Below are 23,682 nucleotides of genomic sequence, written 5' to 3' on the forward strand. Positions count from 1 at the left end.
TTGTTTGCCGGTTATTCCACCGAGATCAGATAATAGTATACCGGCTGCCCGCCGGCCAATATTTCCAGCTCCGCCTCCGGATAACCGTCCTCGATCAGCTCGGCGAGCCGGGCAGTCTCCGCTTCCGGCGCGTCGGCGCCCGACAGCACGGTCACCACTTCGCCGCCGGCCGCCATCATGCTGTCCAGCAGCTTCCGGCATACGTCCTCGAGCAGAGGAGCGGAAGCGATAATCTTGTTATTGTGAATGCCGAGATAGTCGCCCTCGCGAATATCGATACCGTCGATTTGCGTATCCCGCACCGCATGCGTCACTTGCCCCGACTGCACCTCGCCGATCGAAGCTTCCATCAGTTCGGCGTTGCGCTCCGCCGTGGCGTTCGGCTGAAAGGCCAGCATCGCCGTGAAGCCTTGCGGAATCGTCTTCGTCGGCAGCACGACGACCCGGCGGTCCGTCAAATCGCGGGCTTGCTGCGCGGCCAGTATAATGTTCGAGTTGTTCGGAAATACGAACACGGTTTCCGCAGCGACCTTGTCGATCGCTCCGACGATTTCTTCCGTGCTCGGATTCATCGTCTGGCCGCCGGACAAGATGACATCGACGCCCAAATTGTCGAAGATCGCGGCAATGCCGTCGCCCGCCGCAACTGCGACGAAGCCGAACGGTTTGAGCGGCTGCGCGTCTTTATCCACAGCAGGCTGTCCGTTATCTGTCCCGCTTGCCGGCTCGGCGATCGCGGCCGCTCCCGGCCCGTCCTCGGCCAACAGATGCGAATGCTGCTCGCGCATGTTCTCGATCTTGATCCTCGTCAGCTCGCCGTAGCGTTGGGCCAGCGACAGCACATTCCCGGGATATTCCGCATGCACGTGCACCTTTACCAGATCGTCGTCGGCCACGACGAGCAGCGAATCGCCGTGCGTCTCCAACTCGCTCCGGAAACGCGCCTCGTCGAACTCGCCTCCACTTGTCTCGCCCGGCTCCAGCCGGATCATGAACTCGGTGCAATAACCGAATTCGATATCTTCCGTAGCCATGTGGGCTTGCGCGCGAAGCGAATGCTCCTCGTCGCGTACCGGCGAAGCCGCAACAGAGCGAGCCGCGGTTGGATAAGCCTCCGGACCGGCTGACAGGCTGCCGTCCAGCGCCGCGACAAAGCCTTCGTAAATCCAAACCAGGCCTTGTCCGCCGGCGTCGACTACCCCGACCTGCTTCAGCACGGGAAGCTGATCCGGCGTTCTTGCGAGCGCCTCCTTCGCCTTGACGAGCACCTCGCGCATCAGATCGCCGGCGTCGTCGCTTTTGCGCGCGGAAGCGACTGCATGCTTGGCCGCTTCGCGGGCAACCGTCAAGATGGTGCCTTCCACCGGCTTGACGACCGCCTTGTAGGCCGTATCTACGCCCTGTTGCAGCGCTTGCGCCAATTGCTGGGCGTTGATCGATTCTTCCTCCTGGATCGCCTTGGCGAATCCCCGGAACAGTTGGGACAAAATGACGCCGGAGTTGCCGCGGGCGCCCATCAGAAGCCCTTTCGACAGCACCTCGGCCGCTTTGCCGATATGCGGGTATGTCTTTTTCTTCAGCTCGTCCACACCGGAAGTCAAGGTCATATTCATATTCGTGCCCGTGTCGCCGTCCGGCACGGGAAATACGTTCAGCGCGTTGACGTTTCCTGCGTTGAGATGCAACAATTCGGCGCCTTTATAGATCATGCTGGTAAAATCGGGTCCGGTTATTATTTTAAAGCGCTTACTCAAGAAAAAACTCCCCCATCCCTCAAATACATATCGGCTGATCGGTCTCGCCCGTCCTAATGCGCGATGCGCACCCCTTGCACGACTATATCCACGAAATCGGCCTTCAGTCCGACGACGTCGTTCAGCACGTATTTCACCTTCGACTGGACGTTATGGGCCACTTCGGAAATTTTCGTTCCGTAACTGACGATAATATGCAATTCAATGTGCAGCCCGTCCGGCTCAATGCGAACTTCGACGCCGCGGCTCTGGTTGTCTCTTCCGAGCAGCTCGGCAATGCCGTCCTTGAGCTGCTTGCGCGAAGCCATGCCGACGAGGCCGTAGCAATCGAGGGCGGCCGAACCGGCGAGCACCGCGATCACTTCATTCGAGATGAACACTTTTCCCCACTCATTGTCGATCTGCATGGTTGTGACCAGCTCCTCTCCGATTCGCAAATGTGAACATGTTTCTTTCATTTTACTATAATCGACACAAGAAAGAAATGCAAAAACCGCAGCGCCGGAATTGACTGGCACACCGTCATGTGCTAATATATTGAGGTATGTGCTCGGTATGATTGTTTTTCAGGAGGTGTAACTCATGTCCCGCAAATGTACGATTACTGGCAAAAGCCCGCGCCAAGGCAACCACGTTTCCCACGCCAACAACAAAAACAAACGCACCTGGGGCGTTAACGTGCAAAAAGTTCGCATCATGGTCAACGGCAAGCCAAAACGCGTTTATGTAAGCGCCCGTGCTTTGAGATCCGGCCTTGTTGAGCGCGTGTAAGCATTCGTCCGAACCGTTTCCTTGCGATTTGATACGAGGCGAATAGACAAAAAGCACCTGATTACGGGTGCTTTTTTTTCGTTCCACCGCCGCCTGCGGGCCGGCTGCCGGCCGAAGCCCGCTTGGACGCTTCCGCCGCTGGCGCTGATTCGGCCTATGGCGCAGGCGGGCTGCTTCCCGAACCGCCGCGAGAAGAGCGATAACCGGTAGTATGGACGATCTCGTACGCCGCTTGCGCGCAGGCGCGATTCCGGCATTCAGCTCTTGCTGAATGAATTCAGAATGGCCTTGACGACACCGCCCAAAAATCTTGGTAGCTTAATTGTATAAAATTTCATTTCTACCCCTCCCTCGCATGTTCCGCGCGGCCCGTAAGCCCCCGCCGTCTGTCCCGTTTTTGCGCCGCCGCGCAGATCCACCTTCTGTCTTCAGCTTATTCGCCGCCTGCGGAAAAGGTGATGATCCGGACAAAAAAACTACAAGAGCGGCAACTCTTGTAGTCATCTATATGCGGCCCGGCGGGAAAACATGCCAGCGTCCTCGGTTAGGGTTCCATTTTCAAGCCCGGCGGCTCGAGGTTGAGAATCGGGATTTTGCCGATCACCACGTATACGACCGTCAGCAGCACCCAGAACAACAGCGCTACGAGAATGAAGCTGATTCGCAGCCCTTTGGACTCGTACGTTTTGAAAAAATAAATGCCGACGACCAACGCTCCGAGCGAATAAACGTAACGGAAAATCGAGAAGTCCTGCCATGAAAAAATAAGGAGCAGATGACCGGCCACAAAGCTGCACAACAGCAGCATCAATGTCTTCTTCAAACGTCACAGCCCTCCTGCGGCGGACCGGCGAATCGTCGCGATCGCCGCTGCGCGGTCCGGCTGAGCGAATACGGCATTGCCTGCAACCAGCACGTTCGCCCCCGCCTGACGGACGAGCAGCGCCGTTTCTTCGTTCACGCCGCCGTCGACCTCGATATGGACATGCGAGAGGCCGCGGTCGTCGAGCATCCGGCGCAAATCGGCGATCTTGGGTACGCTTGAGCGAATAAAGCGCTGTCCGCCGAAGCCCGGATTGACCGTCATCAGCAGGACAAGGTCGACGTCGTCGACAATATGCTCGAGCGCGGTCAGAGGCGTCGCCGGGTTCAGCACGACGCCGGCCTTAACCCCTTCGCTCTTGATCTGCTGCACGGTCCGGTGCAGATGCGTGCACGCTTCCGCATGAACCGATATGTAATCCGCCCCGGCCTGGGCGAACGCCCCGATATACTCGTTCGGCCGGGCGATCATCAGGTGAACGTCAAGCGGAAGCTTCGTGTGCGGCCGAATAGCCTGTACGATGGCCGGTCCGAGCGTAATGTTGGGCACGAAATGGCCGTCCATGACGTCCACGTGGATCCAGTCCGCGCCTCCTTGTTCCACGTCCCGCACTTCTTCGCCCAAACGGGCAAAGTCCGCGGACAGGATAGATGGAGCGATAAGCAGTTCCGTCATTGGTCAGTACCTCCGTTTCCGATCTTTGATTTCCTGTAAAAAAACGAGGTAATGCTTGTACCGGCTTGCCGCGATCTCCCCGCTCTCGAGCGCGGCGAGCACTTGACAGCCCGGCTCGTGCTGGTGCAGGCAGCCGCGGAATTTGCACCCGGCCGATAGTCGCTTCATCTCGGCGAAGCAGGCGGACAACTCCTCCGCCTCCAACTGCACGAAATCGAGCTGGCTGAAGCCAGGCGTATCGGCTACCAGACCGCCGCCGTCGACAGCGATCAGCTCGACATGGCGGGTCGTATGCTTGCCTCGGCCGAGCTTCAGGCTGATTGCATTCGTATCCAGATCGAGTCCGGGCACGAGCGCGTTCAACAGCGAAGACTTGCCGACGCCGGATTGCCCGGAGAACACGCTCGTCCGTCCGGCCAAGCGGGTACGCACTTCCTCGATCCCGTCCCTCGTGCTCGCGCTCGTCACGATGACCGTGTACCCGATTTTTTCGTATACCCGCTTCACCTCGTCCGGCTCGGGCTGCTCCCGCCGTTCCTCCTCCGCCCCGCCGTCGTCCAGCAGGTCGCTTTTGGTCAGACAAATGATCGTCTCCAGCCCGGCGTTTTCGGTATGCACCAAAAATTTGTCCAGCAGCTGCAAATTCAGCGCAGGCTCGACCAAGGAAAAAGCCAACACCGCCAAGTCGACATTGGCCACGGGAGGACGGATCAGCTCCGTCGTCCGCGGCTTGATCTCGTCGACGGTGCCTTCCCCGTTCTCGGTTATCCCGTAAACAACGCGGTCGCCGACCAGGGGGCTAATGCCCCGCTTCTTGAAAATGCCGCGGGCGCGGCATTGCACCGTTTCTTGCGCATCGTTCTCCGCGGGCATTACGTAGTAATAGCCGCTCAACGCTTTTACAATTACGCCCTCAGGCATTCAGTTGCGCCCTCCCGTCGGTGGAGTCGTAACGGTCTTCGTCCCGGCAGGCTGAGTACCGCTTGCCGGAGGCTTCGCTACGTTCGTACCGCCGGCACCGCCGTTTGCTCCGGCCCCGGCGTTCGTGCCGGTGGTTCCATTCGTCCCCGTGCCGCCCGGGGCGTTCGCGCCGGTGCCGGTCGAACCGTTCGTTCCCGGCGGCGAGCCGGTCTGCTGTCCGCCTGTATTTCCGGCGCCACCCGAACCGCCAGCCGGCGGATTCACCGACTTTTTCTCGTCATAAGGAATCGTATCGACGTCCAGTCGCTTGCCGTCGACCTTGTACGTAATTGAACCGTCTTTTTCCGGCGACAAGACAAGTTGCACTTCGAACGTCTGCGCATCCTTGATCTTGCGCGTCGTGCCTTTGATATCGTCGCCTCGCGCATCGCTGTAAATGATCTCGACCGTGCTTTCCTTGCCCTTCTCGGCCGGCTCGATTACCTTGGAGGCGGTAACCTCCTTGGCATTGGCCGGGTAGCCGGTGCTGACAAAAACTTTGATTTCCGCTCCGGGCGAGACAAGCTCCCCGCTTTTATACGGAAATTGATCGTAGATCTGGCCTTTGGGCCCCTTATAAGTAGCTTCCCTCTGTACGGTCAGCTTGAAGTCGTTCAGCTTCGCCCGCGACTGGGCCTCCACCTCCGTCATGCCAGTGAGATCCGGCATCGTCACCTGCTCCTTGCCTTTGCTTACCGTCAACTGGATCGAAACCGTCTTCGGATCGTATTCTTCATCGGCGGCCGGAGACTGGGCGATAATCGTTCCCGCGTCCTCGTTGCCGAACGTCGGCACCTGCTTGATCTGCGACTTGTCGATGCCGAACCGGATCAGCTCCGTATTGAGCACGTCGTTCACCTGCTTGCCTTTCCAGTCCGGCATCCTCTGCTTCTCCGGACCCAGGCTCACATAAAGGGTAACCGCATTGTTCACCTTGACCCGCACCGGCGTCGGGTCCTGCTGGATGACAATATCCTTGGCTACCTGCGCGTTCGTCTGGGGAACGATCTTGACCGACAGATTGAGCGCCTGCAGCTTCTTCTCTGCTTCCTCCACCGGCCAGTTGACCACATTCGGAACGTCGACCTCCGGCACCTCGATAATCTGTTTCACGTAACGGACGCCCAAGTACATCAGTCCGAGCAGCGCTACGATCACAACGGTCCACAGCAGGGGCTTCACCCACGCTTTTCCTTTGCGCTTCCGGGTCCCCGCGTCCTCGATCTCGTCCTCATCATCTGCTACGGGCACATAATCGCCGCGAATGGCGGGCAGGACGCGCGTCTTCTCCGTATCGTCGTAATCGTCGGACGGGAATAGCAGCTTCGGCTCGTTGCGCCTGTCCGGCTGTAGGCACGTATCGAGATCCTGAAGCATTTCCTTGGCGGAACGGTATCGTTCCTCCGGCTTTTTGCGCATCGATTTGAGAATGACGTTTTCCACGCTTTGCGGGATAAGCGGATTCACCTTGCGCGGCTCCTCGACATCCTCCTGCAAATGCTTCAACGCCACGCTGATCGGGCTTTCGCCCAGAAACGGAAGCCGACCCGTCAACATCTGATACAGGACAATGCCTAACGAATACAGGTCGGATTGCGCGCCGGTCAACGTTCCTTTGGCATGTTCGGGGGAAAAATAATGGACCGAGCCGACGACCGAGCCGGTCTGGGTAATTTGCGAAGCGTCCGCGGCGCGGGCGATGCCGAAGTCGGTCACCTTGACGCGGCCGTTTTTGCCGATCAGAATATTGTGGGGCTTAATATCGCGATGAATGATCTGGTTCAGGTGGGCATGATCGAGCGCATCGCAGATTTGTCCCGCGATCCGGACCGCCTCTTCCGCGGGCAGCGGAGCCCGTTCTTTGATCAGGTCGTTCAACGTCTTCCCTTCGACATATTCCATCACGATATAATGGATCTCGTCTTCCTGACCGACGTCGTAGATGCTGACGACGTTCGGATGCGACAAAGACGCGGCCGCCTGGGCTTCCCGGCGAAACCTGCGGATGAACTCCTCGTCATGCACGTACTGTTGACGAAGCACCTTGACGGCAACTTTCCGGTTGAGCAGAATGTCCTGACCTTTGTAGACCAGAGCCATTCCGCCGCCGCCGATGCGGTCCAGGATTTCGTAGCGCCCTCCCAGCACGTGACCGATCATGCACCACCCCTCCTTTCCCTATCATTCGCTGCCGTATCGTTCGCAAGCAGCACGACCGTAATGTTGTCTCCTCCGCCCTCTTCCAGGGCACGGCCGACCAGCTTGTCCACCTTCCGCGGCAAATCGCCTTGTTCGACGACGATCTCGTAGATTTCCCGCTCGCCCACCAAACCGCTCAGGCCGTCGCTGCACAGCAGCAGCACGTCGCCGTTGCCCCAGGGACTGTGGATGATGTCGATCTCCACCTGTCTGTCGGTGCCGAGCGCGCGGGTTACGACGTTGCGCAGCGGATGGATGTTGGCTTCCTCCTGCGTGATCTGGCCCGATTTGATCAATTCGTTCACAAGCGAATGATCCTCGGTGACCTGCCGAATGGAATCCCCGGAGACGATATACGCTCTGCTGTCCCCGATATGCCCGATGACAAGATCGTCGGCCGTCGCGAGCGCCGCTACGACCGTCGTGCCCATCCCTTGATAGCGCGCCTGTCCGGAGGCGATTTCGAACACCTGCTCGTTCGCCTTCGCAATCGCGCTGTGCACGGCTTGCTTGCGTTCGTCCACCGACAGATCCGTGGTAACCGCGCGCATCTCCGTTTCCACAAGCTCGATCGTCATTTGACTGGCGATTTCCCCCGCCTGATGACCGCCCATGCCGTCCGCCACGATAGCCAGCGTAAAGCCGTTCCATTCGTCGCGGACCGCAGCCCGGTCCTCGTTGATCAGCCGGACGAGTCCGGCATCCGTGCGATGCGCCGTTTGCATAATGCTCTCACCTCACTGGGTTTCCATGTGCTTCGCGCGCAATTGGCCGCAGGCGGCGGCAATGTCGCTGCCGTGCTCCCTGCGGATCGTTGCGGGTATGTTCTGCTTTTCCAGAATGCGCTGGAAAGTGAATATATCGTCCCGCTCCGTGCGCTTGAAATCCCGCTCCAGCACGAAATTGACCGGAATCAGATTGACATGGACGAGCGGCAGCATCGGCTTCAGCACGGCGGCCAGCTCCTGTGCATGCTCCGCGGCATCGTTGACGCCGCCCATCAGGGCGTATTCGAACGTGATGCGCCGGCCGGTTTCCTGCAAATAGTACGTACACGCTTCGATCAGCTCGCTGAACGGATAACGCCGATTGACGGGCATGAGCTTGGAGCGCAGCTCGTCGTTCGGAGCATGAATCGAGATAGCCAGATTGATCTGCATATTCTCGTCGGCGAACCGATATATATTCGGAACGATGCCACTAGTGGATACGGTAATGTGACGCTGCCCGATATTGAGCCCCTTCTCGTGGTTCATCGTCTTCAGAAACTTCAGCATTGCGTCGTAGTTCTCGAACGGCTCGCCGATGCCCATGATGACAATGCTGCTGACGCGCTCTCCCGTAGCGTCAAGCATGCGCTGGGCTTGTACGACCTGGGCGATGATCTCGCCGGCCGCCAGGTTGCGCTTCAAGCCGCCGAGTGTCGACGCGCAGAACGTACAGCCGATCCGGCAGCCCACTTGGGTGGTCACGCAGACGCTGTTGCCGTAATCGTGCTTCATGATGACGGTCTCGATCGCGTTGTTGTCGGCCAGCTCGAACAAAAACTTGACGGTTCCGTCCTTCGACTGCTGGCGCGCCACTTCCTTAAGCGAGACGAACTCGAACAGGCGCGACAATTTATCGCGCAGCGGCTTGGGCAGGTTGGACATTTCCTCGAAGGAGCCCACCCGCTTCACATACAGCCAATCGAAGATTTGTCCGGCACGGAAAGGCGGCTCGCCGTTTTCTTTCAGCCACGTGCCCCATTCTTCGAGAGACAGATCGTAGGCCGACAGCGTCTCGGGCACGAAGGGCTCCAATGGTTTCAACGGTTTTAAAGGTTTCAGCAAAAAACATCACGATCCGTTCGTCGATTTCGCATGCGGTTGCACATGCGTAGGACGGAGCTTCCCGCTATCGGTCCGCTCCGCCGGTTTATTCTCTATTCTAGCATAACCCGGCCCGCAGCTAAAGTTTTAACGGGTTTACGGGCGTTTGCGAAGCCGTGCGATGAAAAAGCCGTCCGAGCCGAACCGGTGCGGCAGCACCGTAACGGCTCCGTTCTCGGCGATCGTTCCCTCCGGCAATGACGAGCGGAGGGGCTCCGGAGGCTGCTCGAGGGAAAACGCCGGATGCGCGAGCAGAAACCGCTCCACGACCCGTTCGTTCTCCTCCGCGGAGATCGTGCAGGTGCTGTACACGAGCACGCCGTCCGGCGCCAGCAGGTCGGCCGCCTTGTCCAGCAGCTCGGCCTGCAGTCCGGCGATGTCGATCGAATCCTGCGCGGTTTTCGTCCATTTGATGTCCGGCTTGCGGCGGATAACGCCCAAGCCGGTGCACGGCGCGTCCAGCAGAATGCGGTCGAAGACGGTCCCGGCGAACGTTTCCGGCAAATGCCGGGCGTCGAGCGTTCGCGTCTCGACGCAGCGCAGCCCGAGCCTGTCGGACTGGGCGGCGATCAGCTCGCGTTTATGCTCGTGCAGATCGCATGCGACGATTCTCCCGTTGTCGTTCATCAGCTCGGCCAAATGGGCGGTTTTGCCTCCCGGTGCGGCGCAGCAGTCGAGCACGCTCATCCCCGGCTGCGGATCGACCATGGCGGCGACCAGCATCGAGCTCTCGTCCTGGACGGACAGCTCGCCTGCGGCATACCAGGGCGTCAGCGCCATGTTGCCGCCGCTTTCTACGACGACGCCTTCGGCCGCCAGAACGGACTCGCGCGCGCGCATGCCCGCCTGCTCCATGCGCTCCAACAGCTCTCCGCGCGTCAGCCGGAGCGTATTGACGCGAACGCTGGCGTGCGGCGGCTCGTTGTTCGAACGGCATATGCGCTCTGCCGTCTCGACGCCGAACCGTTCGGCCCACTGCTTCACGAGCCAAGCCGGATGGGACGTTTCGAGGGAAATGCGCGACACCGGGTCCAGCGAATCCGGAATCGTCAGCTCGTCCTTGCGGCGGATGACGTTGCGCAACACCCCGTTCACCATGCCGGATATGCCGGCATGTCCGTCGCGCTTGGCGATCGAAACGGCCTCGTTGACGGCCGCATGCTCCGGAATACGGTCCAAGTAGCGCAACTGGTAGACGCTCAGGCGGAGCAGATTGCGCACCCACGGCTCCAGCTTCGCCAGCCCTTTGGCGACGAAGGCTTCCAGCCAGTAGTCCAGCGTGTTTCTGCGTTGGATCGTCCCGTACACCAGCTCGGTTGCCAAACCGGCGTCGCTTTTGGACAAGCCGTGCTTTTGCAGCATCTGGTTCAGCAGCAGATTGCTATACGCCTGTCCGGTCTCGACGCGGGTGAGCACAGCCAGCGCCAGCTCCCGCGCGGACAACGGCCTGCCTCCCGCCGCGCCGCTGCGGACGCCATGGCTTTGACGGCCTGCGCCGTTTCCTGCCGGTTTGCGCCCGGCACCGGAGCTTCCGGAGCTTTGGCCTGACGCAGCGCCCGCGCTCCCCGAAGATTTGCCCTTGGCAGGCGCGCCTGCCCGTAACGGACGCCCCTGCTGCTTGTCCGCTCTCCCCTGCCCCGGCTTCGCCGCCGTTCCGTTCGGCACCCGGCCGGCTGCCCTATGATTCGTCCCTTGCTGCTCGTTCGATTTCAACTCGATGTTAAACCCCCAATACCGTTCCCGGCGAAATAGGCGCTCCGCGTCTCAACTCGGACACGCTCATCGCCTTCTTGCCCGCAGGCTGAACATGCGTCAGCCATAACGAACCGTCGCCCGTCCGCACCTCAATGCCATCGTCGGACATCCCCAGCACGGTTCCGGGCGCGGCGTCGTCCGCGGCCGATGCGCGGCCGACACGGTCGGCGCTGCCTGCGCCGGACTTCGGCTTGACGCTGGCCCATACTTTGAACACAGCGCCATTCCATAGCGTAAAAGCGCCGGGCATCGGATTCAGCCCGCGGATTTGGTTAAACAGCTCCAGGGAGGAACGGGACCAGTCGATCCGCTCGTTCTCCCGGGCAATATTCGGCGCATAGGTCGCTTCCGCATCCTGCTGCGGCACCGCCGTTAAGCGGCCGGCCAGCAGCTCCGGCAGCGTATCGCGAAGCAGCCGGGCTCCCGCCGAGCTCAGCTTGTCAAATATCGTACCGGCCGTATCCTCGTCGGCAATCGGCACCTCTACCCGGCTGATCATATCGCCAGTATCGAGTCCGGCCGCCATATACATGATCGTAACGCCGGTCACCGTCTCGCCGTTCATGATCGCATGCTGAATCGGAGCGCCTCCCCGGTATTTCGGCAGCAGCGAGCCATGCACATTGATGCAGCCGTGTCCCGGAATCGCCAGCAGCGACTTGGGCAAAATTTGCCCGTAGGCAGCGGTCACGATCAGATCCGGCGCATACTCGCGAATCTGCTCAACCGCCTCGGGATCGCGCAGCTTGAGCGGCTGAAGCACGGGGATGCCGCGGTTCAGCGCCTCCAGCTTCACGGGCGGGGGCGTCAGCTCGCGCTTGCGCCCCTTCGGCCGATCCGGCTGGGTGACGACCGCCACGACGTTATAGCCTTCGTCGAGCAGCGCTTGAAGGGAAGGAACGGCAAAATCAGGCGTTCCCATGAAAACGACGTTCATGTCTTCACTCCTCGCCATTTCTTTGCCGTTCCTCTTCGCGGTATACGCTTAGGGCCAGATCGGTGAACAGCACGCCGTTCAGATGATCCACCTCGTGCTGGAACGCCCGCGCCAGCAGCTCCGAGCCGGTAATGACGATCTCGTCGCCGTTGCGGTCCAACCCTTTAACGGTCACCTTCATCGCCCGCTTTACATCGCCGCGCAAGCCGGGTATGCTCAGGCAGCCCTCCTGCCCCAGCTGCTCCCCTTCGGAGCTGACGATTTCCGGATTGATCATTTCGATCAGGCCGTTGTCATCGCCGACATCGATCACGATTACCCGCTTCAGGATGCCGATTTGCGGAGCGGCAAGCCCGACTCCCTCGGCATCGTACATCGTGTCGGCCATGTCGTCGAGCAGCTTGTGAATGTTGGGCGTTATTTTCGGAACCGGCTTCGCCACTTCACGCAGCACGGAATCCGGTTCTTTCACGATAATCCGGATAGCCAAGACAGCAACACTCCTTATCGAATCGGTTTGTATGGTTTATGCGCAGCACAGCTACATCAGTACTTGCGGATTGACGTCCATGCTGATCGTCAGCTTGTCGTTGCGAACCGTATCGTCGAACGCAGCCGCCGTTTCGGCCAGCATGCCGGCGACGTCGACATTACCCCGATATTTTATCATGCATTGGAACCGATATCTATCTTTGATTCGCGGGATTGGGGAGGCTACCGGGCCGTACACCTCGAAATAAGCGCCGTCGCCTCGGGCGTCGTTTAGATGGCCCAAGCTGTCTGCGGGATACCCCGGCCCCCGGCCTCTCCGCTCATGCTCCCAGCACTGCTTCAGCCTGGAAGCGAACGCCTCGCCGGCGCGGACGAGCAGCGGCACCTGCTCATGGGATAAGGTCACAAGCACCAGCTCATAATAAGGAGGATAGCCGCGCTGCCGCCGTATATCCAGCTCCTGCTCCAGAAACGCCCCGAAGTCGTGGGCGCTTGCCGTCACGATGCTGTAATGGTCGGGGGTATAGGTCTGGATAAATACCTCACCCGGCAGCCGGTGCCGGCCGGCCCGGCCGGCGACCTGCGTCAACAGTTGGAACGTCTTCTCGGCGGCGCGGAAGTCGGGCAGATGCAGCACCGTATCCGCGGCGATGACGCCGACCAGCGTCACATCGGGGAAATCGAGCCCCTTGGCCACCATCTGCGTGCCGAGCAGCACGTCCGCCTGACGATCGCGAAACCGGTTCAGCAGACGCTCGTGCGCCCCTTTCTCCGACGTCGTATCGACGTCCATCCGGATGACGCGAATGCCGGGGAACAGCTTCGCCAGTTCCTCCTCGACCCGCTGCGTGCCGGTTCCGAAATAACGGATATGCTCGCTCTCGCAGCTCGGACACGTGGCCGGCTCGGGCTGGGAAAAGCCGCAATAGTGGCAGCGCATCGTCCGCGATACCTGATGGTACGTCAGCGAAATATCGCAATGCGGGCATTGAACGACGAAGCCGCACGAGCGGCACATAACGAAGGTGGAGTAGCCGCGCCGATTGAGCAGCAGAACGCTTTGCTCCTGCCGTTCCAGACGCTGCCCCAGCGCTTCGTACAGCCCGCGGCTGAACATCGAGCGGTTGCCCGCCTTCAGCTCCTCGCGCAGATCGACGACGTTGACCGCCGGCAGCGGCCGGCCTTCGACCCGTTCCGCCATCGTCAACAGTCGGTATCGGCCGGCAGCGCCGCTGCCGAGCCGGCCCGACGCCTTGGCGTAACTTTCCAGCGACGGGGTCGCCGAGCCGAGCACGACCGCCGCGCCATGATACGCCGCCCGTTCCACCGCCACATCCCGTGCGTGATATTTCGGGCTTTCTTCCTGCTTATAAGACGATTCATGCTCCTCATCGATAATGATCAACCCGATTCTATCGAACGGGGCGAACACGGCCGAACGGGCGCCGATGACGACGCTCACCCGCTTCAGGACGATTTTGCGCCACTCGTCGTAACGTTCGCCCTGCGAAAGACGGCTGTGCATGACGGCGACGGCCGAGCCGAACCGGCCTTTGAACCGTTCCACCATTTGCGGCGTCAACGAGATTTCGGGGACGAGCACGATCGCCTCTCGCCCTTGATCGAGACATTGCTGGATCGCTTGCAAGTACACTTCGGTTTTGCCGCTGCCGGTTACTCCGTGAAGCAGGAACACGCCATGCTCCCGGCGTTCCAGCGTATCCGCCACCGGTTCCAGCGCTTGCCGCTGCTCCGGGGTCAAAGCAAGCGGAGTCGTGCGCCGAAATTCCCGTCCCGCATACGGATCGCGGAACAGCTCGCGCTCCGTGACGGACAACAAGCCTTTGTCGGCCAGCGCCTTGACGGTGCCCGCTCCGACGTCCAGCTTGTCCGTCAGCTCGGCAAGCGGCAGTGGTTCCAGGTTTTCGGCAAACCAGAGAAGCAGCTCCTTCTGTCGCTTCGCATTGGCCGGCAGCTTCATACTGTGCGCCGTCAGCTCCTCCGGACTGGCAGCGGGAGCGACGAACAGCGCCGTTTTCGCATTCATCCGGTCCCTCACCGTCTGCACTTCCACGAACGTCCCTTGCTCCAGCATCCGCTTCAACAGCGGCCCGGCCTCGGGAAACCGAGCAAGCATCGCCTCGGTCGTCACTTGTCCCTTCTGGCGGACAAATGCCGAGATCGCTTCTTCCTCCGGGCTTGCCGCGAACAACAGCGCCTGACCGCCATCCTGTGCATCGGCCCGCTTCCGCGCCTTCAGCTCGGCATCGTCGGCCAGCTCGATCCGCTTCTCGTATTTCGCCTTCAGGGCACCGGGAATCATCGCCTGCAAAGCTGTAATTTCATGACAAATATAAGTGCGGCTCATCCAGCGGGCCAGTTGCACCAGCTCGGGATTGAGCGGAGGCACGAGATCGAGCACCTGCTCGATCTTCTTCAGCTTGCCGGACGCCATATCGGTCCGCTCCGACAAGGCGACGACAAAACCCTGGAGCGTACGCGGTCCGAACGGGACGCCGACACGGCTGCCGACGCCGATCCAGGTTCGCAGCTCCTCGGGTACGACGTAGTCGAACGGCCGGTTCGTTTGCTTCGACGGCACGTCCACCACGACCTGTGCGTACAGCTCCGGTTGACCGTTGCCGGACAGCGGCAGCAGCTCTTCTCCGAACAAATCGGACATGGCCGGCACGCGATCGGACCGCATCAGGCATCACTCCCGCCGCGCGCCTTCAACCTCTCGGCTATGAGCACGAGCAGCCGCTCGGCCACCTCGCGCTTGCTCAGCTGCGGCAGCGCAACGACCAGGCCGGATTCGTCGAATACCGTGACGATGTTCGTGTCGGTGCCAAAGCCGGCGCCCGGCACCGTGACGTCGTTCAGAACAAGCAGATCGCTTTTTTTGCGCCTGATCTTGTCCATCGCATGGAGCTCCCCGTTATCCGTTTCCGCAGCAAAGCCGACGATAAACTGCTTTGTTTTGCGTTCGCCCAGCGTCTGTAATATATCCGGATTTTTGATCAGCTCGAGCGTCATCCGCTCGTCCTTTTTTTTGATCTTTTTGTCCGACGGGCGTGCCGCTCGATAATCTGCGACGGCCGCCGCCTTGATCACGATATCGCAGTCGTCGAACCGGTCCAGCACGGCCTCGAGCATATCCATCGTAGAGTCGACCGGCACGACCTCGATTCCGGCCGGAACGGCGACCGAAGCTTTGCCGGTTACGAGCGTTACCTGCGCCCCCAGCCGCTTCGCCGCCTCGGCAATCGCATATCCCATTTTGCCGGAAGAGTCGTTCGTGATGTAACGGACCGGGTCGATGCGCTCCATCGTCCCTCCCGCCGTTACGAGTACGCGTTTGCCTGCAAGCGGCAGCGCCGGGTTCAGCAGCCGGTTGATCGCGACCATAATCTCCTCCGGCTCGGCCAGCCGGCCTTTGCCGACATAACCGCAAGCGAGCTGCCCTTCCCCGGGCTCGATAAAATGAACGCCGCGCTCGCCGAGCACGCGCATATTGTCCGTCACCGCCGGATGCGCGTACATGTGCACGTTCATCGCCGGGGCCACAAGCACCGGCGCCTCCGTGGCGAGCAGCGTCGTGCTCAGCATATCGTCGGCGATGCCGTGAGCCATCTTGGCGATCATATTCGCCGTAGCCGGAGCGACGACCACGAGATCCGCGCTGTCGGCCAAATGGATATGGGATACGACAGAGGCGTCTCTCTCGTCGAACGTATCGATCGCCACGTCGTGGCGGGACAGGGTCTGAAACGTCAAAGGCGCGACGAACTTGGCAGCCGACTCGGTCATGATGACGCGCACGTCCGCGCCCGCCTGAGCCAACTTGCTGCACAAAGCCGCCGCCTTGTAACAGGCGATTCCGCCGGTTACGCCGAGCACGATCGTTTTTCCTTGCAGCATTCGTATCCCCTCCATCCGGTTAATCCGGGAAAAAAATAACAACCTGCCAGAGGTTGTCATGCGGTCATATCCGTATCGTTATATCTGTGTCCCTAATACAAAGTCAGACCTTAACCTGAATCACAGAATTAGCTCTGACTTTGTACCTGTACAAAGTCAGACCTTAAATGGTATCCGTGGAATAGACCGATTCCCTTGCCCGCAAGGGATCGAGTCTTCCGAATACACAGAATTAGCACTGACTTTGTACCAGGTCAAGCTTTCGGCTGGTTTTCCACCTGAATGTAGTCGCCGTATATTTCTTCAAGCGCTACTCCGACATACTTGCTCGCATGCGAGTCCTTCAAATCCGTTTTGGAGCCGTCGCGCAGCATTCTCGCCCGTTTGGACGCCGCCACGACAAGCGAGTACTTGCTGTCCACTTTGTCGATAAGCAGGTCGATCGATGGGTACAACATCGTTTAACGCACCTCTTCCATCCATGATTTCACATAAGGCATGATCCGTTCGCGCTTGCAATGCTCTGCGGTAATAATGGAGCGGATGCGCTCGCAAGCCGACTCCACCCGGTCGTTCACGACCGCATAATCGTAATGCTCGAGCAGCCGGATCTCATCGGCCGCCACGGACAGCCTGTTGCGGATCGAGTCGTCCGTCTCGGTGCCGCGGTTCTCGATGCGACTTCTGAGCTCGTTCAACGACGGCGGCATCAGGAAGATGAACACGCCTTCCGGAAACCGCTGCTTGACCTTGAGCGCGCCCTGCACTTCGATCTCCAATATAATATCTTTTCCGGACTGAATCGTTTCGTTGACGAAGCTTCGCGGGGTGCCGTAATATTGGCCCACGTACTCGGCATACTCCAGCAATTCATCCCGTTCGATCATCGAGCGAAATTGTTCCTTCGATTTAAAAAAATAATTGACGCCTTCCTGCTCGCCAGCCCGCGGGTAACGGGTCGTCGCCGACACCGAATATACGAGATCCGGAGCCTGCTTGCGGAGCATGGAACAGACGGTTCCTTTGCCTACGCCGGACGGGCCGGATAGCACGATCAAAAGGCCTTTGTCCGCATTACTCGTCATGATCATCGTCCTTGTTGTTCGTAAGTCTGTGGGCTACCGTCTCCGGCTGAACGGCGGACAAAATAACGTGGTCGCTGTCGGTAATAATTACCGCGCGCGTGCGTCTGCCGTACGTGGCGTCGATCAGCATATGCCGGTCGCGCGCCTCCTGAATAATCCGCTTGATTGGAGCGGATTCCGGACTTACGATCGAGATGATCCGGTTTGCGGACACAATATTTCCGAAGCCGATATTGATCAGTTTAATGGCCATCATTGCCCTCCTACGAATTCAAGACCGCCGGGGCCGCCTAACCCGCTCCAGCAGCGGCCTTGCACTATTCTTGCCCATTGCCGCAAAGCTCATACTCTAGCAGTTGGCCAGAGCCGGCGTTATTCGATATTTTGCGCTTGCTCGCGCATCTTTTCCAACTCCGCCTTCATCTCGATGACCTGGCCCGCGAACTCCAGCCTGTTCGATTTCGAGCCGATCGTATTCACTTCCCGGTTCATTTCCTGAACCAGAAAATCGAATCGGCGGCCTGCCGGCTCATCGGCGGCAAGCAGCGACCGGCACTGCTCGAAATGACTGGACAGCCGGCTCAGCTCTTCGCCGATGTCGCATTTGTCGGCCATTAAGGCCACCTCGGTGACCAGTCGGGGATCGTCGGGCCGTATCGCCGCCGCGTCTCCCAGCAGCGCCGTCAGACGCGTCCGCAGCTTGGTCATATGCTCCTCGGCCGTGCCTGCGGCCGTCTCCGCCATCTCGCCATGCAGCCGTTCAAGACGAACGAGACATTCGTGGACGTACATCGACAGCCGCGTCCCTTCCGTTTCCCGCATACGCACCATGGCGCCGACGGCTTCGCGCACGCAGTCGAGCAGCGGTCCGGTCAACGCCTCCGCGTCGCTTTTCGTTTCGCGGATGACGAGCACGTCGGGGAGCGTCAGCAGATCCTTCAGGCTTAGCGAGTCGGTCAGACCGAACCGCGCCTTCAGCTCCCCGGCCGCTTGAACGTAACGCTCGGCTGCAGTCCAGTCGATCTCGACGCGCTTCGTCTCTCCCGCTTCCTTCTCGATCGTGACGAACGCTTCCACCTTACCGCGCCTGACGGCATGCTGAATCTCCCGCTTCACTTCGTCTTCCAACGAGAGCCACTCGCGGGGGATTCGAACTGCTATTTCCGCGTAACGGTGATTGACCGACCTTACCTCGGCGTGCAGCCGATAGCCGCCGGAGACAAGACCGTGCTGGCCGAATCCGGTCATGCTGCGAATCATGCGGATCACATCCATTACCTTATTCTAAAGCATTTTATACATGCGGACAAGTAGAAATCCGCATTAAAGCCGATTAGCGGCAATCTGGGGCGATCCAAGGCCGTTTTGCCAAGTCAAGCCCCAATTCTCGCACGCTTCCGAACGTTTGAAACTCAAGCTTGCCGCTTTCCGGTTTTTTCCCATACGTAACGGGTCAGCTGCGCGCTCATATCGTAAAAATGCATCGGCGTCATCAAATAGATGCCGTTGAACCTCGGCAGCGCGGCGTCAAGCAGCTCCTTGCCGATCTGCACCCCCTCGGCGCGCCCCCGCTCGCCGCTCAGCCCGCTCATCCGCCGGCGCACTTCTTCGGAAAGCTGAATGCCCGGAACTTCGTTGTGCAGGAAGGTTGCGTTCCCCTCGCTGACGATCGGCATCAAGCCCATAAAAATCGGGATATCCAGATGCTTCGTCAGCTCGTGGACGTTCTCGATCAGCTTAGCGTCGTACACCGGCTGAGTCATAACGAAGTCGGCCCCGGCCTCGATTTTTTTCTCCAGCCGCTGAACGGCTTTCTCCAAATATTTGACGTTCGGGTTGAACGCCGCTCCGACGATAAACTTCGCTTTATGCTTGAGCGGCTTTCCCGAAAAGGCGATGCCTTCGTTCAACTGCTTGATCAGCCGGATCATCTCGAACGACGTCATGTCGTATACCGAGCTGGACCCCGGCAAGTCGCCGAATCGCGAAGGATCGCCGGTAATCACCAGCGTATGGTCGAGTCCGATCGCATGCATGCCCATCAGGTGCGATTGCGTGCCGATCAGGTTGCGGTCGCGGCAGGCGATATGCAGCAGCGGCCGGATGCCGAGCCGCTCCTTCAGCAGGAAGCCGAGCGGCATGTTGCTCATACGCGTAACGGCCAGCGCGTTATCGGCCATCGTCACCGAGTCGACGCCCACTTCCTGAAGCGCCTTGGCCCCCTCCATAAACTTGCCGATATCCAGATCCCGTGGCGTATCCCATTCCACGATAACGGTATGGCGCTGCTTGACCAGCTCGATCAGCGACGGCTCGCGTGCTTCCTTCGCCTGAGTGGCGACAGGCTGCGCTGGCGCGGTCTCCGCCACGACGGCGGCGGCGTGAGAATCGCCCCCGCCCGTTTCCTTCGCCGCTGGCTCGGCGTCGGGCGCCGCAGCGGTTTTCGGCGCCGCTTTCGGCTCATACCCGCTCAGCGCTTTCGCCATGGCGGCAATGTGCTCCGGCGTCGTTCCGCAGCAGCCGCCGATCAGTCGAGCCCCTTGATCGGCGAACTTCTTAGCGTTCTCCGCAAAGTAGTCCGGCTTGGAGCCGAACACATATTCCCCGTCGACATAGCCGGGAAGTCCGGCGTTTGGAAAGATGGACAGCGGCACGTCGGCCGGCGGCGTCAGCTTCTCCATCGTCCGCAGGATGCCGGTCGGCCCGCTGTGGCAGTTGAAGCCGAGAACGTCCGCCCCGGCGTCGCGGAGCCGTTGAAACGCCTCGTTATAGCCGATGCCGTCGTTCGTCGTCGCCCCGCCGTCGGTGGCGAATTGGCCGATGATCGGCAGCGCGGTCAGCTTGCGCGCGACGTCGACCACAAGGAGCATTTCCTCCAAATCGTAGAACGTCTCCAGCAGCAGTCCGTCCACGCCGCCTTCCAGCAACGCCTCGATCTGCTCGCGAAAATCGTTCTCCAGCTGCTCCGTTGCAATGTTCCGGCGGCGCGCCGCCCGGATCGAGCCAACGGCGCCAACGACATAGGCGTCCTGGCCGACGACCTGCCGGGCGATCGCTACCCCGGCCTTGTTGATCGCCGCGACCTCGTGCTCCAATCCGAACTTGGACAGCTTCTCGCGATTGGCCGAGAACGTATTCGTCTCGATCAGCCGCGCTCCCGCCTCGTAATACCGGCGATGCACGTCGCCGATTACGTCCGGCTTCAGCAAATTGTATTCCTCGTAGGAAACGCCAACCGGAAACCCGAGCTGATACAACAACGTCCCCATTGCCCCGTCGCCGATCAGCACGCGCTCGGCGAGCGCTTCCCGCAAATCCGCTCTCATCCTAGTCCTCACCCGTTCTTTCTATATATGGATCCAGCTTAACGGCCGGCCAGCTCTCCGCGATAGACGATCTCCGCCGGTCCGGTCATATACACCCGGTTGTCCGCTTCGCTCCATTCGATATCGAGATCGCCGCCCTTGAGCGACACGATCGCCCGGCGCTCCGTCTTGCCGTCCAGAACGGCCGCAACCAGCGTGGCGCACGCTCCGGTGCCGCAGGCGAGCGTAGGCCCGGCTCCGCGCTCCCATACGCGCATGTCGATCTGCGTCCGCGAACGGACCGTGGCGAATTCCACGTTGATCCGCTTCGGAAAAAGCTCATTATTCTCGAGCAGCGGACCGTAGCGGTACAGATCGAAGCCCGGCGCGTCATCCACATAGATCACGCAATGCGGGTTGCCCATCGAAACGGCGGTAAAGCGGAACTCCGTCCCGTCCGCCTCGACCGGGTGGCCGATAACCCGGTCCGCGTCCAGGCTTGTCGGGATCGACAGCCCGTTCAGGATTGGTTCCCCCATATCGACGCGCACGGTTTGCACCCGTCCGTCCCGCACGTTCAGCACGATCGGCTGGACGCCGGCGCCAATCGTTTCGATCGCCAGCTCCGTTTTATTTGTCAGACCGTTATCGTATACATATTTGGCCACACAGCGGATCGCATTGCCGCATTGCTCCGCCTCGGACCCGTCGGAATTAATAATGCGCATTTGAAAATCGGCCTTGTCGGAAGGCAATATAAAGACGAGTCCGTCCGCACCAATTCCGAAAAAACGGTTGCATACCCGCACCGCCGTTTCGGAGGCGTCGTCCGGTAAAGCGGCTTCCCCGTAAACGACGATAAAATCGTTGCCAAGCCCATGCATTTTCGTAAAATTCATGTGATATCCCCTGCTCTATCGTTGGATTAGACCTATTATAGAGCATATTGAACGTCATGCCTAGTGATTTCGTAAGCGAGAGCGTTCGCGAGCGAGAAAATTGCGGCATTAGCCCCGCAGGTTCGCGCTCATCGGCAATAATGGCCGAAACGGCCAGACCAGCCGCGTTTATCCCCGCCGCTAGCGTCCGGAAGCGGCGTATCGCAGTCAGCGCAGGCTACGCCCCGCTCCGTCTCTACAAGCAAGCCAAAATGGCCGGAGCGCAGAAAGCGTATCGCCTTCCGTCCCCGGCCCTGCCCGTTACTCGATGCGGCCGCATGTCGGCGCCCAATCGCAGCCGTTCACCGCACAGCTCTTGCCGATCAAGAACCTCCCTCCTGCCCCAGCCTACCCTTTCACGCTGCCGAGCACGATGCCCTTCATGAAATACTTTTGCAAAAACGGATAGACGAGCAAAATCGGCAGCGCCCCGAGGAAAATTTGCGCCGCGCTGAACGTCCGGTCCGAAATCAGCTTGAGCAGGTTGTCGTCGGTCATCGACAGCTGCTGCAAATCCTGCTGAATGATGACCGTCTGCAAGTACGATTGCAGCGGATACCGATCCGGCGTATGCATGTAGATAAGGCCGTCGAACCAGGCGTTCCAATGGCCGACGATCGAGAACAGCGACAGCGTGGCGAGCGCCGGCGTCGACAGCGGCACGAACACCCGCCACATGATCGTGAACTGTCCTGCGCCGTCGATCAGCGAAGCCTCCTCCAGCTCCTTCGGCAAGCCGCGGAAGAAGTTAAGCAGCAGCACGACGCTGAACACCGGCACGGCCCCGGGCAGAATGAGCGCCCAGATCGTATTCATAATGCCGGTCTGCTGGACGACCATATAGGTCGGCACCAGTCCGCCCCCGAACAAAATCGTCAAAAAAAACAGCCATACGTAAATCGTGCGCATCCGAAACGCCTGCACTTCCTTTGACAGCGGGTACGCCGTCAGTACGATCAGCACCATATTGACCGCCGTGCCGAGCACAACCCGTTTCACCGATACGAGCAGCGAGCGCAGGAACGCGTCCTGGCGAAGCACGTATTCGTACGATTTCGTATTAAAATCGACCGGCCACAGCTTGACCAGCCCCGCCGAGGCAGCCGTATTCGAGCTGAACGAGATGGCCAGCACGTGGACGAGGGGCAGGATGCACATCAGGGCGAGCGCGCCCAGAAACAACAGGTTGACGGCCATAAACAGCCGGCGTCCCCAAGAGCGGTCTTCCACCATCCGGCTTCTCCTCCATTCAAAATATCCGGTAGTTGGCAAACCGGTAAGCCAGCCAATACGAGACGCTGATCAGCAGCAGCGACACGACCGACTTGAACAGACCGACCGCCGTCGCCACGCTGTACTGCATCTGCTGAAGCCCCATCCGGTACACCATCGTATCGATAATATCGCCGGTCTCGTATACCTGCGGGCTGTACAGCACGAACACCTGATCAAAGCCCGCGTTTAACACGCTGCCGAGGCTGAGCGTCGCCATCAGCACGATGACCGGACGCATGCCGGGCAGCGTAATATGCCAAGTCTGCCGCCAGCGTGCCGCTCCGTCGACGACGGCCGCCTCGTAGAGGGAAGGATCGATCGAGGTCAGCGCGGCCAAATAGACGATCGTCGCGAAGCCGAACTCCTTCCACTCGTTCGAGACGACCAGCACGTACCGGAACCAGCGGTTATCGCCGAGAAAATAAACCGGCTCGACGCCGAACAGCGACAGAACGTCATTAACGATTCCTTGCGTGGGGGACAAAATGTTGATCAGAATGCCGCCCACGATAATCCACGATAAAAAATGGGGCATGTACACGAGCGTCTGCACGCTGCGTTTGAACCATTTTTGACGCACCTCGTTCAGCAGCAGCGAAGTCGCGACCGGGGCGACGAGTCCCGCGGCGATCTTCATGATCGCAATCGCCAGCGTATTCCATACGACCTTGAGCGTATCCGGCAAGCTGAACACATACGCGAAATTGTCGAAGCCCACCCAATCCGATTTCCACAAGCCGAACACCGGGACGAAGTTTTGAAACGCCATCACGATACCGGCCATCGGGCCGTAGCTGTAGACGAGTATAATGAGGAGTCCCGGCACGAGCATCAAATGAAACGGCCATTCCGACCTCAGTCTGCGAAGCATGGGTCAACCCTCCCGATCCTGAAAGCAAATGCAGTTCGCGTCAAAGTCCG

The 23,682-nt window shown here is 59.9% G+C and carries 23 protein-coding genes; 1 reads left to right on the forward strand and 22 read right to left on the reverse strand.

The window, feature by feature from the left end:
• Positions 1-11 precede the first annotated feature (11 nt).
• Together ABD796_RS17915 and ABD796_RS17920 are read right to left on the reverse strand one after the other, a co-directional pair.
• The gene (locus ABD796_RS17915) at positions 12-1,754 is read right to left on the reverse strand and encodes a DAK2 domain-containing protein (protein ID WP_344910016.1); all 1,743 of its coding nucleotides are present in this window, start codon (positions 1,752-1,754) and stop codon (positions 12-14) included.
• Between the two features lie 53 nt (positions 1,755-1,807).
• On the reverse strand, positions 1,808-2,161 hold the full coding sequence (locus tag ABD796_RS17920; RefSeq protein WP_344910018.1) for an Asp23/Gls24 family envelope stress response protein: 354 nt from the start codon (positions 2,159-2,161) through the stop codon (positions 1,808-1,810).
• 175 nt (positions 2,162-2,336) lie between these two features.
• Here ABD796_RS17920 and rpmB point away from each other — a divergent pair, with 175 nt between their 5' ends.
• Entirely contained in the window at positions 2,337-2,525 is a 189-nt protein-coding gene (rpmB, locus tag ABD796_RS17925) for a 50S ribosomal protein L28 (protein ID WP_344910020.1), read from the forward strand.
• A 257-nt stretch (positions 2,526-2,782) separates the two neighbouring features.
• On the opposite strand, the gene spoVM is transcribed toward rpmB, so the two are convergent.
• The 20 genes from spoVM to ABD796_RS18025 all read right to left on the reverse strand — a co-directional run bounded on the left by spoVM (position 2,783) and on the right by ABD796_RS18025 (position 23,632).
• Positions 2,783-2,863, reverse strand: a complete 81-nt coding sequence (gene spoVM / locus ABD796_RS17930) for a stage V sporulation protein SpoVM (protein WP_344910313.1) — start codon at positions 2,861-2,863, stop codon at positions 2,783-2,785.
• Between the two features lie 206 nt (positions 2,864-3,069).
• Positions 3,070-3,348 carry a hypothetical protein gene (locus ABD796_RS17935; protein ID WP_344910022.1) on the reverse strand — a complete coding sequence of 93 codons (279 nt, stop codon included), beginning with the start codon at positions 3,346-3,348 and terminating at the stop codon, positions 3,070-3,072.
• Between the two features lie 3 nt (positions 3,349-3,351).
• The gene (gene rpe, locus ABD796_RS17940; RefSeq protein WP_344910024.1) at positions 3,352-4,023 is read right to left on the reverse strand and encodes a ribulose-phosphate 3-epimerase; all 672 of its coding nucleotides are present in this window, start codon (positions 4,021-4,023) and stop codon (positions 3,352-3,354) included.
• A 3-nt stretch (positions 4,024-4,026) separates the two neighbouring features.
• Entirely contained in the window at positions 4,027-4,944 is a 918-nt protein-coding gene (gene rsgA, locus ABD796_RS17945; RefSeq protein WP_344910026.1) for a ribosome small subunit-dependent GTPase A, read from the reverse strand.
• Complete coding sequence (pknB, locus tag ABD796_RS17950) at positions 4,945-7,143, reverse strand: Stk1 family PASTA domain-containing Ser/Thr kinase (RefSeq protein ID WP_344910028.1); 2,199 nt, start codon at positions 7,141-7,143, stop codon at positions 4,945-4,947.
• Positions 7,140-7,907, reverse strand: a complete 768-nt coding sequence (locus ABD796_RS17955) for a Stp1/IreP family PP2C-type Ser/Thr phosphatase (protein ID WP_344910030.1) — start codon at positions 7,905-7,907, stop codon at positions 7,140-7,142. Before ABD796_RS17955 ends, pknB begins: the two co-directional genes overlap by 4 nt.
• Positions 7,908-7,919: 12 nt before the next feature.
• Entirely contained in the window at positions 7,920-8,960 is a 1,041-nt protein-coding gene (gene rlmN / locus ABD796_RS17960) for a dual-specificity RNA methyltransferase RlmN (protein WP_344910316.1), read from the reverse strand.
• A gap of 189 nt (positions 8,961-9,149) precedes the next feature.
• Positions 9,150-10,496, reverse strand: a complete 1,347-nt coding sequence (rsmB, locus tag ABD796_RS17965) for a 16S rRNA (cytosine(967)-C(5))-methyltransferase RsmB (RefSeq protein ID WP_344910318.1) — start codon at positions 10,494-10,496, stop codon at positions 9,150-9,152.
• Between the two features lie 277 nt (positions 10,497-10,773).
• Positions 10,774-11,745 (reverse strand): methionyl-tRNA formyltransferase, encoded by a 972-nt coding sequence (gene fmt / locus ABD796_RS17970; RefSeq protein WP_344910032.1) that lies wholly within the window; start codon positions 11,743-11,745, stop codon positions 10,774-10,776.
• Positions 11,746-11,749: 4 nt separating this feature from the next.
• Complete coding sequence (gene def / locus ABD796_RS17975) at positions 11,750-12,235, reverse strand: peptide deformylase (RefSeq protein WP_344910034.1); 486 nt, start codon at positions 12,233-12,235, stop codon at positions 11,750-11,752.
• 51 nt (positions 12,236-12,286) lie between these two features.
• Complete coding sequence (gene priA / locus ABD796_RS17980; RefSeq protein ID WP_344910321.1) at positions 12,287-14,863, reverse strand: primosomal protein N'; 2,577 nt, start codon at positions 14,861-14,863, stop codon at positions 12,287-12,289.
• Positions 14,864-14,943: 80 nt separating this feature from the next.
• Positions 14,944-16,158 (reverse strand): bifunctional phosphopantothenoylcysteine decarboxylase/phosphopantothenate--cysteine ligase CoaBC, encoded by a 1,215-nt coding sequence (gene coaBC / locus ABD796_RS17985; protein ID WP_344910036.1) that lies wholly within the window; start codon positions 16,156-16,158, stop codon positions 14,944-14,946.
• A 254-nt stretch (positions 16,159-16,412) separates the two neighbouring features.
• Entirely contained in the window at positions 16,413-16,616 is a 204-nt protein-coding gene (rpoZ, locus tag ABD796_RS17990) for a DNA-directed RNA polymerase subunit omega (protein ID WP_344910039.1), read from the reverse strand.
• Positions 16,617-16,619: 3 nt separating this feature from the next.
• Positions 16,620-17,243 (reverse strand): guanylate kinase, encoded by a 624-nt coding sequence (gmk, locus tag ABD796_RS17995; RefSeq protein ID WP_344910041.1) that lies wholly within the window; start codon positions 17,241-17,243, stop codon positions 16,620-16,622.
• Positions 17,233-17,496 (reverse strand): extracellular matrix/biofilm regulator RemA, encoded by a 264-nt coding sequence (remA, locus tag ABD796_RS18000; protein ID WP_110840413.1) that lies wholly within the window; start codon positions 17,494-17,496, stop codon positions 17,233-17,235. Before remA ends, gmk begins: the two co-directional genes overlap by 11 nt.
• A gap of 119 nt (positions 17,497-17,615) precedes the next feature.
• Positions 17,616-18,503: a YicC/YloC family endoribonuclease gene (locus tag ABD796_RS18005; protein ID WP_344910047.1), complete on the reverse strand. Its 888-nt coding sequence runs from the start codon at positions 18,501-18,503 to the stop codon at positions 17,616-17,618.
• 152 nt (positions 18,504-18,655) lie between these two features.
• Positions 18,656-20,569, reverse strand: a complete 1,914-nt coding sequence (locus ABD796_RS18010; RefSeq protein ID WP_344910049.1) for a bifunctional homocysteine S-methyltransferase/methylenetetrahydrofolate reductase — start codon at positions 20,567-20,569, stop codon at positions 18,656-18,658.
• A 38-nt stretch (positions 20,570-20,607) separates the two neighbouring features.
• Positions 20,608-21,447, reverse strand: coding sequence for a diaminopimelate epimerase (gene dapF, locus ABD796_RS18015; RefSeq protein WP_344910051.1), 840 nt, complete (start codon positions 21,445-21,447; stop codon positions 20,608-20,610).
• Between the two features lie 387 nt (positions 21,448-21,834).
• Positions 21,835-22,719 (reverse strand): carbohydrate ABC transporter permease, encoded by an 885-nt coding sequence (locus ABD796_RS18020; RefSeq protein WP_344910053.1) that lies wholly within the window; start codon positions 22,717-22,719, stop codon positions 21,835-21,837.
• 16 nt (positions 22,720-22,735) lie between these two features.
• Positions 22,736-23,632 carry an ABC transporter permease gene (locus ABD796_RS18025; RefSeq protein WP_344910055.1) on the reverse strand — a complete coding sequence of 299 codons (897 nt, stop codon included), beginning with the start codon at positions 23,630-23,632 and terminating at the stop codon, positions 22,736-22,738.
• Positions 23,633-23,682 lie beyond the last annotated feature (50 nt).

It is taken from the genome of Paenibacillus hodogayensis, assembly GCF_039536325.1.
GTDB lineage: Bacteria > Bacillota > Bacilli > Paenibacillales > NBRC-103111 > Paenibacillus_AB > Paenibacillus_AB hodogayensis.

Excerpts from the sequence above, each read along its gene's own strand:
- ABD796_RS17920 (WP_344910018.1), bottom strand. The coding sequence starts at position 2,161 with ATGCAGATCGACAATGAGTGGGGAAAAGTGTTCATCTCGAATGAAGTG.
- rpmB (WP_344910020.1), top strand. The coding sequence starts at position 2,337 with ATGTCCCGCAAATGTACGATTACTGGCAAAAGCCCGCGCCAAGGCAAC.
- spoVM (WP_344910313.1), bottom strand. The coding sequence starts at position 2,863 with ATGAAATTTTATACAATTAAGCTACCAAGATTTTTGGGCGGTGTCGTC.
- rpe (WP_344910024.1), bottom strand. The coding sequence starts at position 4,023 with ATGACGGAACTGCTTATCGCTCCATCTATCCTGTCCGCGGACTTTGCC.
- rsgA (WP_344910026.1), bottom strand. The coding sequence starts at position 4,944 with ATGCCTGAGGGCGTAATTGTAAAAGCGTTGAGCGGCTATTACTACGTA.
- pknB (WP_344910028.1), bottom strand. The coding sequence starts at position 7,143 with ATGATCGGTCACGTGCTGGGAGGGCGCTACGAAATCCTGGACCGCATC.
- ABD796_RS17955 (WP_344910030.1), bottom strand. The coding sequence starts at position 7,907 with ATGCAAACGGCGCATCGCACGGATGCCGGACTCGTCCGGCTGATCAAC.
- fmt (WP_344910032.1), bottom strand. The coding sequence starts at position 11,745 with ATGAACGTCGTTTTCATGGGAACGCCTGATTTTGCCGTTCCTTCCCTT.
- coaBC (WP_344910036.1), bottom strand. The coding sequence starts at position 16,158 with ATGCTGCAAGGAAAAACGATCGTGCTCGGCGTAACCGGCGGAATCGCC.
- rpoZ (WP_344910039.1), bottom strand. The coding sequence starts at position 16,616 with ATGTTGTACCCATCGATCGACCTGCTTATCGACAAAGTGGACAGCAAG.
- gmk (WP_344910041.1), bottom strand. The coding sequence starts at position 17,243 with ATGACGAGTAATGCGGACAAAGGCCTTTTGATCGTGCTATCCGGCCCG.
- remA (WP_110840413.1), bottom strand. The coding sequence starts at position 17,496 with ATGGCCATTAAACTGATCAATATCGGCTTCGGAAATATTGTGTCCGCA.
- ABD796_RS18005 (WP_344910047.1), bottom strand. The coding sequence starts at position 18,503 with ATGATTCGCAGCATGACCGGATTCGGCCAGCACGGTCTTGTCTCCGGC.
- ABD796_RS18010 (WP_344910049.1), bottom strand. The coding sequence starts at position 20,569 with ATGAGAGCGGATTTGCGGGAAGCGCTCGCCGAGCGCGTGCTGATCGGC.
- dapF (WP_344910051.1), bottom strand. The coding sequence starts at position 21,447 with ATGAATTTTACGAAAATGCATGGGCTTGGCAACGATTTTATCGTCGTT.
- ABD796_RS18020 (WP_344910053.1), bottom strand. The coding sequence starts at position 22,719 with ATGGTGGAAGACCGCTCTTGGGGACGCCGGCTGTTTATGGCCGTCAAC.
- ABD796_RS18025 (WP_344910055.1), bottom strand. The coding sequence starts at position 23,632 with ATGCTTCGCAGACTGAGGTCGGAATGGCCGTTTCATTTGATGCTCGTG.